Origin of the sequence: Staphylococcus microti (assembly GCF_000934465.1) — a bacterium.
In the GTDB taxonomy this organism is placed as follows: domain Bacteria; phylum Bacillota; class Bacilli; order Staphylococcales; family Staphylococcaceae; genus Staphylococcus; species Staphylococcus microti.
Genome location: NZ_JXWY01000142.1, coordinates 1 through 13,733, shown reverse-complemented (window position 1 = coordinate 13,733; position 13,733 = coordinate 1). Strand labels below are relative to the sequence as shown.

Here is a 13,733-nt window from a genome sequence, read left to right as displayed (position 1 = left end):
AAAGAGGTGATGCCGCATGAGTAAGAAAGTACAAGGTATTGGCAATCAATATACATCGCAAGCAAATGCGAAACGTCAACGCCACGAGCGGCTCAAAAAAGTCGTCAAAAAGCGTATGACGGTGTTTGGTGGTGGACTTCTTGCGATCATTATCGTCTTGTTAATCATGGTCGGTATGCAAATGCATAGCAATCAACAGGCGTCTCAAGAACGTCAAGCGAAAGAAGAAGCCTACCAAAAAATACAAGAAGAAGAAATTGAGTTAAAAGAACGTCTAAACAACTTAAATGATGATGAATATATCGAAAAAATTGCGCGTGATGAATATTACTTGAGTAACGATGGTGAAGTCATTTTTAAACTGCCTGAGGATCAACAGAAAAACCAGAAACAAGAGTAGTGTGTAATAGCGCAGCGTAACCGTTAGGCATTGCGTAGATGACACGGTGTTAACTTGTGTTTTGTTGACACCAGACATACGCCTCACAACCTCGTTTGTCAGTGTTCGATAAAGAAAATGATGAAATGGGTTTTTGTCGTTGTGAAAATAGTCAAACAACCGTATAATAGAGTTAAATATCGAACTCGGGAGGATTCATTAAAACAATGGCAATCGAAGTAGGAAGCAAGGTTAAAGGTAAAGTCACTGGTATCAAAAAATTTGGTGCATTTGTGGAGTTGCCAGAAGGAAAGAGCGGGCTTGTGCATATTAGTGAGGTAGCGGACAACTATGTTGAGAACGTAGAAGATCACTTATCTATGGGTGATGAAGTGGAAGTGAAAGTTCTCTCAATTGCAGATGATGGTAAGATTAGCCTATCTATCAAGAAAGCAAAAGAGCGCCCACGCCGACAAAAACCAGCACAAAAGCCAGAAGACTTTGAGAAAAAACTATCTAATTTCTTAAAAGATAGTGAAGATAAACTTAATTCTGTGAAACGTCAAGCAGAGTCAAGACGTGGTGGCCGAGGTTCACGTCGATAAGGCATCACAATCTAGGGGTTGAGAAACGAAGGGAACTTTGAATCTCAACCTCTTTTTCGCTGTTGCGGGCAAAAGGCGTATGTAGACGAGAACAAAGTTTTGTAACTTGAGACTGAAACAATGGAAAGCAAGGGGGCTTCAGAGATGCAACAATTTTGGCAACCGACAGACCATCTTGTCGTGGCTGTGTCAACAGGTGTCGATAGCATGGTGTTGCTACATCAATTGCTAGAACAGCATACGGGCACATATCGACAACTGACGTGTTTGCACGTTCATCATGGCTTACGTGAGGCATCAGATGATGAAGCAGGCTTTCTTGAAGCATACTGCCAACAACACCATATTCCACTATTTGTACATCACTTAAATTTAACGGAAACGGTTGAGGCCGGACGTAGTATCCAACATGCATCACGTTTATTACGCTATGCATGGTTTGAGAAGATGATGCACGACTTGCATGCGGATTATTTACTGACAGCACACCATCAAGATGATCAACTAGAAACGATTTTTTATCGTATTTTTACAGGACGTATTGACCGCAGTGCTTTAGGCATCTCGCCAAGTGAGCAACGTGACGGGTATCGCCTTGTACGGCCACTTCTCACAACGGCAAAGTCAGAAATACGTGCCTATCAACAACAACATGATGTGCCGTACTTTGAAGATGAAAGTAACCAAACGAATACCTATGTTCGCAATGATATTCGCAATCGCTTGTTGCCAGCTATCGACAGTAATATACATTTGCAAACAGACCAGCTACTGAAAATTATGGACTTTCATACCGAGGCACTCTCGCTTATTACACAACAAGCTGAGCAGTTTATGGCACAACGCGTTGAACAACATGCCAAGCAGCAGTGGATCATTTCGAGAAAAGCATTCAATGAATTGTCGCCGCATGTTAAAATGAAAGTCTTGGACGAACTTCTTGGACACTTTGAAGCGGTCGTGTCTGTAAGTGAACGTACGTACCAAGATTGGTTTGCCAAGTTGCAAAGTGATGTTGCACAGACACCATTAATGCACACAAACAAATGGCATGTCGATATCGTGTATGATAAATTAGTCATAGTGCCAGCGCACGGGAATAAAACGTTGGTGCCACAAACGATTACAGCAGCGGGATGTTATCAGTTTGGTGACTATGTGATTAAGGTGACAGCGGCATTTTTTGATGCACACGCTGCACTGCATATTCGGCCGCGTCAAACAGGTGATCGTGTGACGCTAAGCAATGGTCAACATAAAAAAGTAACACGCTTAATGATTGACGCAAAAGTAGCGCAGTCACTCCGAGAGCAAATGCCAGTTGTTACGTTAGAGACAGGTGACATCATCGTAGTCGGTACGTGTTACCAACATGCTACATATAAAAATTATATTCACATTCAATATTTGGGAGATGACATAAATGAGAAATGATTTGAAAGAGATTTTATTAACAGAAGAAGAGATTCAAGAAATCTGTGAGCGTCTTGGACGTGTATTGACAGAAGACTACAAAGGTAAAAACTTATTTTGTGTAGGGATTTTGAAGGGGTCTATCTTATTCATGACCGACTTAATTAAACGCATTGATACACCACTTGCAATCGACTTTATGGACGTATCGAGCTATCACGGTGGTTTAGAATCAACAGGTGAAGTACAAATTTTAAAAGACTTAGGCTCTTCAATTGAAAATAAAGATGTCTTAATTATTGAAGACATTCTTGAAACAGGTACAACGTTAAAATCTATTACAGAATTGTTGCAATCACGTCGTGTAAACTCATTGGAGATTGTGACATTGTTAGATAAACCAAATCGTCGTAAAGCGGATATTCAAGCGAAATACGTTGGTAAAGTGATTCCTGATGAATTTGTTGTTGGCTACGGTTTAGACTACAAAGAGGAATATCGTAACTTGCCATACATTGGTACGCTGAAACCAGAAATTTACACGAAGTAATAGCCAAAAAGATGAGACGAGTGACCTGATTGAAGTTCTGAAATGAAACGAAAAACAACGGAAACTCGTCTTTTGTTGTATACAACGTATATGAAGTACAATTACTAGCAAGTTGTATTTATATTATGGTAAAATTTTTGTTAGCTTTATAATTGGAGTAGGAGGAAACGTCGCATGCAGAAAGCTTTTCGTAATGTGCTATTTATAGCGCTGATTGGCGTCGTCATCTTTGGGTTATTTTCATGGATTAACGGCAATGGCAATGTCCCAAAAGAACTTACTTATAATCAATTTATGCAAAAGTTGGAGAAAGGTGACCTTAAGTCATTAGAAATTCAACCAGAAAGCAATGTGTATAAAGTGAGCGGTAAGTTGAAAAATAACGATGACTTCGCGTCAACGATATTATTTAATAATGATAAAGAGCTAGATAAAGTCACTGATACAGCTCAAAAACAAAAAGGATTAGAATTTACAGTTAAAGAAGAAGAAGGACAGAGTGTATTTGTAAGTATCATCTCAACATTAATCCCTGTCCTAGTGATAGCATTGTTATTCATTTTCTTCTTAAGCCAAGCACAAGGTGGCGGTGGCGGCGGTCGTATGATGAACTTTGGTAAGTCCAAAGCGAAAATGTACGACAGTCAAAAAGGTCGCGTACGCTTCTCAGATGTTGCGGGTGCTGACGAAGAAAAACAAGAATTAGTCGAAATTGTAGACTTCTTAAAAGATAATAAGAAATTTAAACAAATGGGTTCACGTATTCCCAAAGGTGTGCTGTTAGTCGGCCCACCAGGTACCGGTAAAACATTGCTTGCACGTGCAGTTGCAGGCGAAGCAGGTGTGCCATTCTTCTCGATTAGTGGTTCAGACTTCGTAGAGATGTTTGTCGGTGTCGGTGCAAGCCGTGTGCGTGACTTATTTGAGAATGCTAAAAAGAATGCGCCATGTATCATCTTTATTGACGAGATTGATGCAGTCGGTCGTCAACGTGGTGCCGGTGTCGGTGGCGGTCATGATGAACGTGAACAGACATTGAACCAGTTATTAGTTGAAATGGATGGTTTCGGTGAGAACGAAAACATCATTATGATTGCAGCGACTAACCGTCCAGACATCTTGGACCCAGCACTTTTACGTCCAGGTCGTTTTGACCGTCAAATTCAAGTCGGTCGTCCAGATGTGAAAGGCCGTGAAGCTGTTTTACACGTTCATGCGAAGAACAAGCCATTAGACGAAACAGTGGATCTTAAAGCAATTGCGCAACGTACACCAGGTTTTTCAGGTGCAGACTTAGAAAACTTATTGAACGAAGCATCATTAATTGCTGCGCGTAGTGGTAAACAAAAAATTGATATGCGTGATATTGAAGAAGCAACAGACCGCGTGATTGCCGGACCAGCGAAAAAATCACGTGTTATTTCTGAGAAAGAACGTAATATCGTTGCACACCATGAAGCGGGTCATACAGTTATTGGTATGGTATTGGATGAAGCGGAAGTTGTACACAAAGTAACAATCGTACCACGTGGACAAGCAGGTGGTTATGCGATGATGTTACCGAAACAAGACCGTTTCTTAATGACAGAACCAGAATTACTCGATAAAATTTGTGGTCTGTTAGGTGGCCGTGTAGCGGAAGACGTTATTTTCAACGAAGTATCTACAGGTGCTTCTAACGACTTTGAACGTGCGACACAAATTGCACGTGAAATGGTAACGCAATACGGTATGAGTAAAAAACTTGGACCATTACAATTCTCACATGGTGGCGGTCAAGTCTTCTTAGGTAAAGATATGTCTGGAGAGCCTGAATATTCAGGTCAAATCGCATTTGAAATTGATAAAGAAGTACAACGTATCATCAAAGAACAATATGAACGTTGTAAACAAATTTTATTAGAACATGAATCACAACTACGTCTTATTGCTGAAACATTGTTAACTGAAGAGACATTAGTTGCTGAACAAATTCAATCATTGTTCCACGAAGGACACCTTCCAGAAGTGAACTATGATGATGCGAAAGTCGTTGAACGCTCTGAAAATGACGAATTCAACGAAGGCAAATATGGTAAGTCTTATGAAGAAATTCGCCGTGAACAAGAAGAAATGACAAATCGTGCTAACACGAGTTCATCAGATCGTGGTGAAGAAACAACAGATCAAACATCAGAAGAAGATACAACAGCGTACGATCAAGCACCGGAGATAGACCGTCCAGGTGATGATCAAACACCACCACGTCAATAGGATAATTGTTATTTAAAGACTTTCTCATAGATGGAGCAAAACCGTCTGTTGAGAAAGTCTTTTTTAGGTTATGATATTGTGGAAAAGGTCGCGCAAGTCATTTCAGTTGTACTTATCTGTTTACGCGAGTATGATAATGCAACATAGAGAAAATATGATGGTTCGAAATGACACATATATAGTGGATGTCGATGAAATAATCATATTAAAAAGGAGATAGAAAAGAACATGACGCAAGATTATATTGTTAAAGCACTTGCATACGGTGGCGAAGTCCGTGCATACAGTGCGAGAACAACAGACGCAATTCAAGAAGCACAAACAGATCATTACACGTGGCCGACAGCATCAGCGGCACTCGGTCGTACGATGACAGCAACCGTGATGATGGGGGCAATGTTAAAAGGCGAACAAAAATTGACAGTTACAGTCAATGGCGATGGCCCAATCGGTAAAATTGTAGCGGACGCAAATGCACAAGGGAAAGTTCGTGGCTATGTAACGAACCCACAGACACACTTCCCATTAAATGCACAAGGAAAATTAGATGTCCGTCGTGCAGTCGGGACAAACGGTGCAATCAATGTCGTAAAAGACGTCGGCATGCGTGACTATTATACAGGGAACAGCCCAATCGTATCAGGCGAACTAGGAGAAGACTTCACATACTATTTTGCGAACAGTGAACAAGTACCGTCATCAGTAGGGGTCGGTGTTCTAGTGAATCCGGACAACTCAATTAAAGCAGCAGGTGGCTTTATTATTCAAGTGATGCCAGGTGCTAAAGAAGAAACAGTAGCGAAGTTAGAAGAAGCGATTAACAACATGACACCTGTTTCAACACTTGTTGATCAAGGTTATATACCAGAAGAAATGCTACAAGAAATTTTAGGCGCGGACAATGTAGAATTTTTAGAAACAATGCCTGTTGAATTTGAATGTAACTGTGGCCATGAAAAATTCTTAACAGCGATTAAAGGTCTTGGAGAAGCTGAGATTGAAAGCATGATTCGTGAAGACCATGGTGCTGAAGCAGAATGTCATTTCTGCCGTACGAAATATCATTTTTCAGAAGAAGATTTACAAGACTTACTTGTGTCAATGAAATAAACGTGAAAAATTTTACGTGACACGTGTGATTTTACTTTTGAAATTGTCTGAACAATGATACACTAGTTATATCCGATATATTAACTAAGCATTCGAATGAGACTATAACAAAAGTGAGGTTGTCGATTATGGTAAGAAAACCCGTAGAAAACATTACTGAGATTATTGGCCAAACACCTGTGGTCAAGCTACGTCATCAAGCAGGTGAAGATGCAGCAGACATTTATGTGAAATTAGAATATCAAAACCCAGGTGGTTCGGTAAAAGACCGTATCGCATTGGCAATGATCGAACAAGCAGAAAAAGAAGGCAAAATTAAACCTGGCGATACAATTGTAGAACCAACAAGTGGGAACACGGGTATCGGTTTAGCGTTTGTATGTGCAGCGAAAGGATACAAAGCGGTATTCACAATGCCTGAAACAATGAGCCAAGAGCGTCGCAACTTATTAAAAGCATACGGTGCTGAACTTGTGTTAACACCAGGTGCGGAAGCGATGAAAGGTGCCATTAAAAAAGCAAAAGAGCTTAAAGAAGAACATGGTTATTTTGAACCACAACAATTCGAAAACCTTGCGAATCCACGTGTTCACGAATTGACAACAGGTCCAGAACTTGTTGAGCAATTTGAAGGTAAAACAATCGACGCCTTTTTAGCAGGTGTTGGTACAGGTGGTACATTATCTGGTGTCGGTAAAGTATTAAAAGAAAAATACCCAGACATTCAAATCGTAGCGATTGAGCCAGAAGACTCACCAGTATTAAGTGGTGGCGAACCAGGTCCGCACAAACTTCAAGGTTTAGGTGCTGGCTTCGTACCAGGCACATTAAATACAGAGATTTATGAAGAAGTCATCAAAGTTGGTAATGAAGTCGCGATGGAAACATCACGTCGTGTCGCAAAAGAAGAAGGTATCTTAGGTGGTATTTCTTCAGGTGCAGCAATTTACGCAGCTATCCAAAAAGCGAAAGAACTTGGTAAAGGTAAAACTGTCGTAACAGTGTTACCAAGTAATGGTGAGCGTTACTTATCAACGCCACTTTACAACTTCGACTAATTCATTGTCCTCCCCGTTAATGATCGTTGTGGTCATTAGCGGGGATTTTGTCTTGTGAGCTGATAAAGCGTTCCCAGTTTCTGCTACAACATGTTAAGTAGGCCATGCGGCACACGCATTGTTCATGACTGAGTGTATTTTTTAAAACACTTGGGTAAGCAGTGAGTTGTAGGGACGGGATAATAAAATTTTTTGTAGAATATATATGTATCCGAGATGTGGTGTGTTTCTGTGTTTTTTAAGGCGATAGCTGCCTTGATGAGAGATAGAGAATTTTATGCTGGCACAGGAGATTTCGGTCCGAGAGTGGGGACATAGGAAAAATTCATTTAAATAAGTGAGCGAATATTTGTAAAAGGCAGTTGGTGTCTGAAGTGAAAATACATTTCAAAAACTTTGGGAGCACTACAGCAACCTAGGTATTAGCATTGGTTTCGTCGTAGTGCCCCTACAAGGCTGATTAGATATGTGTCAGAATTGAAAAGTGTAGGCATATATCAATCAGCTACTATAAAACTTTTAGCTATCCTTGCCGGACGACGACAGCCTTTTGCCAAAACAAGATTTCTGTCCCAATCTCACGTCTAGCTGTCAGCACCTGATTGTTCAAGCTTGTTTGGAATCTAGTCACTCTTACCGAGGGACTATAGCAAAATCTTTACTAACATATGAGATTTGTATAATGTGCTCAAGTGTCTATATCAGTTGTACACGGCGAATTTTGTTATAATAGTTTCGTTGAATTAAATGACAATTTTCGTGATAACTATGGAAGGAAGTGTTCTAATGCAAGAGACACAAATCATGGGTATTTTGAATGTAACGCCAGATTCATTTTCAGATGGCGGTCAGTACAATGACGTGGATAAGGCAGTTGCACATGCAGAACAAATGATTCAAGATGGCGTGCATATTATTGACATCGGTGGTATTTCAACACGTCCGGGTTTTGAAGAAATTTCAGTTGAAGAAGAACGTGCGCGTGTGATCCCGGTTGTTGAAGCGTTAAAAGGCATTTCTGCAACGCTGTCTATTGACACATATCGCAGTGAGGTAGCGGAAGCGGCGTTAAAAGCTGGTGCGACAATGATTAATGATCAGTGGGCGGGCCTATACGATCCACAAATTTTTAAAGTGGTTGCTGAACATAACGCTGAAATCATTTTAATGCACAATGGCGATGGACAACGTGATGAACCAGTGATGGACGAAATGCTTGTGACATTGTTGAAACAAGCGAATAAAGCGGAGTTAGCGGGTATTCCAAAAGAACATATTTGGTTGGATCCGGGTATCGGTTTTGCGAAAACACGAGAAGAAGAGCGAGAAGTAATGGCAAATCTTGATGCGCTAGTAGCGACAGGATACAAAGTGTTACTTGCAACGAGCCGTAAACGATTTATTAAAGAAATTCTAGGCGGCGATAACAAAGTAGATGAGCGAGATGAAGCAACGGCTGCTACAACAGCATACGGCATTATGAAAGGTGTTCATGGTGTACGTGTACATAATGTATTGATGAATGCACGACTGGCAAAAGCGATGGATAGTTTGAGAGGTTATGAAAATGAGCGATAAAATCTTTTTACAAGGACTCGAATTTTACGCATATCATGGTGCGCTATCCGCTGAAAATGAGATTGGCCAAATTTTTACGGTAGATATTGAAATGAAAGTTGATTTAGCGCCAGCTGGACATTCAGATCGTGTGGAAGATACGGTGCATTATGGCGAAGTGTATGAAGATGTCAAAGCAATTATGGAAGGTGAGCCAGTCAATTTACTAGAACATCTTGCTGAACGTATTGCAAAGCGTATAAATTCACACTATAATCGTGTAATGGAAACGAAAGTTAGAATTACGAAGAAAAATCCACCGATACCTGGTCATTATAAAGGTGTTGGTATTGAGATAGTAAGGGTGAAGTAATATGGTAGACGCATATCTAGGCTTAGGTGGAAATATTGGTGAGCGTGAAGTGCAGTTAAAAACAGCGATTGCACAGTTGGACAACCATTCACAAATTGAAGTAGTTGCTGTATCGCCAATGTATGAAACGAAGCCAGTCGGTTATGTGGAGCAGCCAGATTTTCTCAATGTGTGCGTGCACGTTCAAACGTCACTTGCCCCACACGAATTGTTAGAAGTGGGATTAGGTATAGAAGCGAACTTGCACCGTGTGCGTGATGTACGTTGGGGACCGCGTACCATTGATATTGATATATTGTTGTACGGCAACGAAATCATCGAAACAGAAACGTTAGTTGTGCCACACCCACGTATGACAGAGCGTGCTTTTGTGATGATTCCGCTCAATGACATCGCACCAGATGTGGTTGAACCGAGATCAGGACAACCGATTCATACATTTGTGACATCAGATAAAACAGTTGTACGTTATGAATCATAAGTCACGCGTGAACAAGAGAAAAAGAAACGATTGGAGGAATAACTGTTATGTGGAAAATTGGAGATGTTGAGATTGAGAACAGAGTCGTTCTTGCACCGATGGCAGGCGTCTGTAACTCTGCATTTCGACTTACAGTTAAAGAATTTGGGGCTGGCCTCGTTTGTGCAGAAATGGTAAGCGATAAAGCAATTTTGTTTAACAACCCAAAAACGATGAAAATGTTATATATAGATGAGAATGAACGTCCATTGTCACTTCAAATATTTGGTGGCGAAAAAGAAACGCTCGTTGAAGCAGCAGAATATGTTGATAAGCATACAACAGCAGATATTATCGACATTAATATGGGATGCCCCGTATCGAAAATTATCAAGTGTGAAGCTGGGGCACGTTGGTTATTAGACCCTAATAAGATTTATGAAATGGTATCAGCAGTAACGGAACGTGTGAGCAAGCCAGTAACTTGTAAAATGCGTATCGGTTGGGATGACGATCACATTTTTGCGGTAGAAAATGCGAAAGCCGCAGAAAGAGCGGGTGCAGCAGCGATTTCAATTCATGGTAGAACACGTGTCCAAATGTACGAAGGCGAAGCAGATTGGGATATTATTCGTCAAGTGAAAGAAGCGGTGTCGATTCCTGTGATTGGTAATGGTGACGTCACAAGTCCAGAACTTGCACAGAAGATGTTAGATGAGACAGGCGTGGACGCAGTGATGATTGGCCGAGAAGCATTAGGGAACCCGTGGATGATTTATCGAACTGTGCATTATTTGGAAACAGGCGAATTAATAGAAGAACCACAAATCGATGAAAAAGTTGATATTGCTTTATTACATTTGCGTCGTCTAGTAGAATTAAAAGGTGAAAAAGTAGGTGTCATGGAAATGCGTAAACATGCATCGTGGTACCTTAAAGGTGTCCGTGGTAACGGAAAAGCACGTAAAGCATTAAACCAAGCGGAAACAGAAGCAGAAATGACAGAGATACTGATGAATTTTCGTGATGAAATGAACGCCAAACAAAAAGTAGAAGCTTAGAAGTAAAAAAGGAGAGGTAAGAATGACAGAAGAAATGAATGACCAGATGCAGGTGCGTCGTCAAAAATTACAAGAATTACGTGACTTAGGAATTGACCCATTCGGTGAGAAGTTCGAACGCACAGGGACAGCAGAAAGTTTGAAAGCAGATTGGGATCAGTATTCAAAAGAAGAACTTGCAGACAAAGAAGACGAAAGTCGCACAGTCATTGCAGGCCGTATTATGACAAAACGTGGTAAAGGTAAAGCTGGCTTTGCACATATTAAAGACTTAACAGGACAATTACAAATTTATGTACGTAAAGACCAAGTAGGTGACGAAGCATTCGACATCTGGAAAACAGCTGACTTAGGAGATATCGTCGGTATTGAAGGTGTGATGTTCAAGACGAATACAGGCGAGTTATCAGTTAAAGCGAAATCATTCAAACTTTTGTCTAAAGCATTGCGTCCGTTACCGGATAAACACCACGGACTTCAAGATATTGAACAACGTTACCGTCAACGTTATTTAGACTTAATTACAAACGAGGAATCAACACAAGCATTTATTAATCGTAGTCGTATTCTTCAAGAAATGCGTAACTACCTTAACGAAAAAGGCTTTTTAGAAGTTGAAACACCGATGATGCATCAAATCGCCGGTGGTGCAGCCGCACGTCCATTTATTACACATCACAACGCACTTGATGCAACGCTTTATATGCGTATTGCGATTGAGTTACATTTAAAACGCTTAATCGTTGGTGGACTTGAAAAAGTATATGAAATTGGACGCGTATTCCGTAATGAAGGTGTCTCAACACGCCACAATCCAGAGTTTACAATGATCGAATTATACGAAGCGTATGCAGATTATAAAGATATTATGTCATTAACTGAAGAACTTGTTGCGCATATCGCACGTAAAGTATTAGGTACAACATCTATTCAATACGGCGGCGAAACAATTGACTTAGAACCGCAATGGCGTCGTTTGCATATGGTTGATGCAGTTAAAGAAGCGACAGGCGTAAACTTCTTTGATATTAAATCAGACGAAGAAGCACACCAAGTTGCTAAAGAACATGGCATTGAAGTCGACAAAAACATGAAGTATGGTCATATCTTAAATGAATTCTTCGAGCAAAAAGTTGAAGAAACATTAATTCAACCAACATTCATTTATGGTCATCCAATTGAAATTTCACCGTTAGCGAAGAAAAATCCAGAAGACCCACGTTTCACAGATCGCTTTGAGTTGTTCATCGTAGGACGTGAGCATGCGAATGCCTTTACAGAATTGAACGACCCAATTGATCAACGTGAGCGTTTTGAAGCACAACTTGTTGAAAAAGAACAAGGTAACGATGAAGCACATGAAATGGATGACGACTTTATCGAAGCATTAGAGTATGGTATGCCGCCAACAGGTGGTCTAGGCATTGGTATCGACCGTTTAGTTATGTTACTTACAGATGCACCATCTATTCGTGACGTATTACTTTTCCCATACATGCGTCAAAAATAATAGCCAATACATGCAAGATAATAGAAACAGGCAATAAACAAAACGTTTGTTGTCTGTTTTTATAATTATGATTAGCTTGATAGATGAATTAGTAAAACTTTATAATTCAATTTCGGTTATATGTATGGCTGAACTTGCAAGAAGGTATGAGTGTCCAATGCCGTTGATTGTTGAGGTGCTTTTATACAAATTCAAACGTTTAGGTATTTAAAGAGATAGCTGATTTACTAAGGGATTAAAGTGGTTCGATAAATTTATATAAAAAATTTATAGAAAGTGTTGACATTCATAGGGGAATTGTTTAATATATAAAAGTCGCTGAAAACAAGCGGCTGATTGATGTAAAGTGTTTGCAAAAAACATTAATAAAGTGTAAAATTAACTATTGAATAGTTATTGCAAACCTAGTATTATAAATAAAGTAGTCACGACGCACTACGAAATAACAATTGTCTGGTGATAATGGCAAAGAGGTCACACCTGTTCCCATGCCGAACACAGAAGTTAAGCTCTTTAGCGCCGATGGTAGTCGGACTTACGTTCCGCAAGAGTAGGACGTTGCCAGTCTATTGTATAATGGAGAATTAGCTCAGCTGGGAGAGCATCTGCCTTACAAGCAGAGGGTCGGCGGTTCGAACCCGTCATTCTCCACCATTTGCCGGCCTAGCTCAATTGGTAGAGCAACTGACTTGTAATCAGTAGGTTGGGGGTTCAAGTCCTCTGGCCGGCACCATTTTCTCGAGCCATTAGCTCAGCTGGTAGAGCATCTGACTTTTAATCAGAGGGTCAGAGGTTCAAATCCTCTATGGCTCACCATATAAATTTTATTGAGCAGAAGTAGTTCAGCGGTAGAATACAACCTTGCCAAGGTTGGGGTCGCGGGTTCGAATCCCGTCTTCTGCTCCATTATTTTTGCCGGGGTGGCGGAACTGGCAGACGCACAGGACTTAAAATCCTGCGGTAAGTGATTACCGTACCGGTTCGACTCCGGTCCTCGGCACCATCTATTATTATAAAAAGCGCCCGTAGCTCAATTGGATAGAGCGTTTGACTACGGATCAAGAGGTTATGGGTTCGACTCCTATCGGGCGCGCCATTTTAATTACGGGAAGTAGCTCAGCTTGGTAGAGCACTTGGTTTGGGACCAAGGGGTCGCAGGTTCAAATCCTGTCTTCCCGACTTACTTAAATACTTATTATGGGGGCTTAGCTCAGCTGGGAGAGCGCCTGCTTTGCACGCAGGAGGTCAGCGGTTCGATCCCGCTAGTCTCCACCATTATTTTCTTTTGAGATATGAACATTGAAAACTGAATGACAATATGTCAACGTTAATTCCAATAATTTGAGTACTCAGAGTAGTACTTTCAAGAGTGATTGACTTAAACAATCAACGAGCTATATCAAG

Annotated in this window: 12 protein-coding genes, 8 tRNA genes and 1 rRNA gene; all 21 read left to right on the top strand. The window is 40.6% G+C overall.

The features are described from left to right. The first annotated feature begins 16 nt into the window (after window positions 1–16). The 21 genes from TP70_RS10695 (at window position 17) to TP70_RS10595 (ending at window position 13,604) form a co-directional block, all read left to right on the top strand. Window positions 17–400 (top strand): FtsB family cell division protein, encoded by a 384-nt coding sequence (locus TP70_RS10695; RefSeq protein ID WP_044361566.1) that lies wholly within the window; start codon window positions 17–19, stop codon window positions 398–400. Between the two features lie 206 nt (window positions 401–606). Continuing rightward, the gene (locus TP70_RS10690; protein WP_044361565.1) at window positions 607–984 is read left to right on the top strand and encodes a S1 domain-containing RNA-binding protein; all 378 of its coding nucleotides are present in this window, start codon (window positions 607–609) and stop codon (window positions 982–984) included. A gap of 144 nt (window positions 985–1,128) precedes the next feature. Next, complete coding sequence (gene tilS / locus TP70_RS10685; protein ID WP_044361564.1) at window positions 1,129–2,418, top strand: tRNA lysidine(34) synthetase TilS; 1,290 nt, start codon at window positions 1,129–1,131, stop codon at window positions 2,416–2,418. Further along, window positions 2,408–2,947 carry a hypoxanthine phosphoribosyltransferase gene (gene hpt / locus TP70_RS10680; protein ID WP_044361563.1) on the top strand — a complete coding sequence of 180 codons (540 nt, stop codon included), beginning with the start codon at window positions 2,408–2,410 and terminating at the stop codon, window positions 2,945–2,947. Before tilS ends, hpt begins: the two co-directional genes overlap by 11 nt. A 174-nt stretch (window positions 2,948–3,121) precedes the next feature. Continuing rightward, window positions 3,122–5,200 carry an ATP-dependent zinc metalloprotease FtsH gene (gene ftsH / locus TP70_RS10675; RefSeq protein WP_044361561.1) on the top strand — a complete coding sequence of 693 codons (2,079 nt, stop codon included), beginning with the start codon at window positions 3,122–3,124 and terminating at the stop codon, window positions 5,198–5,200. 228 nt (window positions 5,201–5,428) lie between these two features. Then, complete coding sequence (gene hslO / locus TP70_RS10670; protein ID WP_044361560.1) at window positions 5,429–6,310, top strand: Hsp33 family molecular chaperone HslO; 882 nt, start codon at window positions 5,429–5,431, stop codon at window positions 6,308–6,310. A gap of 128 nt (window positions 6,311–6,438) precedes the next feature. Then, a complete protein-coding gene (gene cysK / locus TP70_RS10665) occupies window positions 6,439–7,368 on the top strand; it encodes a cysteine synthase A (RefSeq protein ID WP_044361559.1) in 930 nt (309 codons plus the stop codon). Window positions 7,369–8,154: 786 nt separating this feature from the next. Next, complete coding sequence (gene folP / locus TP70_RS10660; RefSeq protein WP_044361557.1) at window positions 8,155–8,946, top strand: dihydropteroate synthase; 792 nt, start codon at window positions 8,155–8,157, stop codon at window positions 8,944–8,946. Continuing rightward, window positions 8,936–9,298 carry a dihydroneopterin aldolase gene (gene folB / locus TP70_RS10655; protein ID WP_044361555.1) on the top strand — a complete coding sequence of 121 codons (363 nt, stop codon included), beginning with the start codon at window positions 8,936–8,938 and terminating at the stop codon, window positions 9,296–9,298. The genes folP and folB overlap by 11 nt, the downstream gene beginning before the upstream one ends. 1 nt (window position 9,299) lies before the next feature. After that, window positions 9,300–9,779, top strand: coding sequence for a 2-amino-4-hydroxy-6-hydroxymethyldihydropteridine diphosphokinase (gene folK / locus TP70_RS10650; RefSeq protein WP_044361554.1), 480 nt, complete (start codon window positions 9,300–9,302; stop codon window positions 9,777–9,779). 47 nt (window positions 9,780–9,826) lie between these two features. After that, window positions 9,827–10,819: a tRNA dihydrouridine synthase DusB gene (gene dusB, locus TP70_RS10645; protein ID WP_044361552.1), complete on the top strand. Its 993-nt coding sequence runs from the start codon at window positions 9,827–9,829 to the stop codon at window positions 10,817–10,819. Between the two features lie 22 nt (window positions 10,820–10,841). Continuing rightward, complete coding sequence (gene lysS / locus TP70_RS10640) at window positions 10,842–12,329, top strand: lysine--tRNA ligase (RefSeq protein ID WP_044361550.1); 1,488 nt, start codon at window positions 10,842–10,844, stop codon at window positions 12,327–12,329. Between the two features lie 452 nt (window positions 12,330–12,781). After that, a 5S ribosomal RNA gene (gene rrf, locus TP70_RS10635) occupies window positions 12,782–12,896 on the top strand. An 11-nt stretch (window positions 12,897–12,907) separates the two neighbouring features. Continuing rightward, window positions 12,908–12,983 (top strand) — tRNA-Val (locus tag TP70_RS10630). Window positions 12,984–12,986: 3 nt separating this feature from the next. Further along, window positions 12,987–13,062: transfer RNA gene (locus tag TP70_RS10625), tRNA-Thr, on the top strand. Window positions 13,063–13,069: 7 nt separating this feature from the next. Then, a tRNA-Lys gene (locus tag TP70_RS10620) sits at window positions 13,070–13,145 on the top strand. Between the two features lie 15 nt (window positions 13,146–13,160). Further along, window positions 13,161–13,235 (top strand) — tRNA-Gly (locus TP70_RS10615). An 8-nt stretch (window positions 13,236–13,243) separates the two neighbouring features. Beyond that, window positions 13,244–13,332, top strand: a tRNA-Leu gene (locus tag TP70_RS10610). A gap of 16 nt (window positions 13,333–13,348) precedes the next feature. After that, a tRNA-Arg gene (locus tag TP70_RS10605) sits at window positions 13,349–13,425 on the top strand. A gap of 9 nt (window positions 13,426–13,434) precedes the next feature. Beyond that, window positions 13,435–13,508, top strand: a tRNA-Pro gene (locus tag TP70_RS10600). A gap of 20 nt (window positions 13,509–13,528) precedes the next feature. Then, a tRNA-Ala gene (locus TP70_RS10595) sits at window positions 13,529–13,604 on the top strand. Window positions 13,605–13,733 lie beyond the last annotated feature (129 nt).

Excerpts from the sequence above, each read along its gene's own strand:
- TP70_RS10695 (WP_044361566.1), top strand. The coding sequence starts at position 17 with ATGAGTAAGAAAGTACAAGGTATTGGCAATCAATATACATCGCAAGCA.
- TP70_RS10690 (WP_044361565.1), top strand. The coding sequence starts at position 607 with ATGGCAATCGAAGTAGGAAGCAAGGTTAAAGGTAAAGTCACTGGTATC.
- tilS (WP_044361564.1), top strand. The coding sequence starts at position 1,129 with ATGCAACAATTTTGGCAACCGACAGACCATCTTGTCGTGGCTGTGTCA.
- hpt (WP_044361563.1), top strand. The coding sequence starts at position 2,408 with ATGAGAAATGATTTGAAAGAGATTTTATTAACAGAAGAAGAGATTCAA.
- ftsH (WP_044361561.1), top strand. The coding sequence starts at position 3,122 with ATGCAGAAAGCTTTTCGTAATGTGCTATTTATAGCGCTGATTGGCGTC.
- hslO (WP_044361560.1), top strand. The coding sequence starts at position 5,429 with ATGACGCAAGATTATATTGTTAAAGCACTTGCATACGGTGGCGAAGTC.
- cysK (WP_044361559.1), top strand. The coding sequence starts at position 6,439 with ATGGTAAGAAAACCCGTAGAAAACATTACTGAGATTATTGGCCAAACA.
- folP (WP_044361557.1), top strand. The coding sequence starts at position 8,155 with ATGCAAGAGACACAAATCATGGGTATTTTGAATGTAACGCCAGATTCA.
- folB (WP_044361555.1), top strand. The coding sequence starts at position 8,936 with ATGAGCGATAAAATCTTTTTACAAGGACTCGAATTTTACGCATATCAT.
- folK (WP_044361554.1), top strand. The coding sequence starts at position 9,300 with ATGGTAGACGCATATCTAGGCTTAGGTGGAAATATTGGTGAGCGTGAA.
- dusB (WP_044361552.1), top strand. The coding sequence starts at position 9,827 with ATGTGGAAAATTGGAGATGTTGAGATTGAGAACAGAGTCGTTCTTGCA.
- lysS (WP_044361550.1), top strand. The coding sequence starts at position 10,842 with ATGACAGAAGAAATGAATGACCAGATGCAGGTGCGTCGTCAAAAATTA.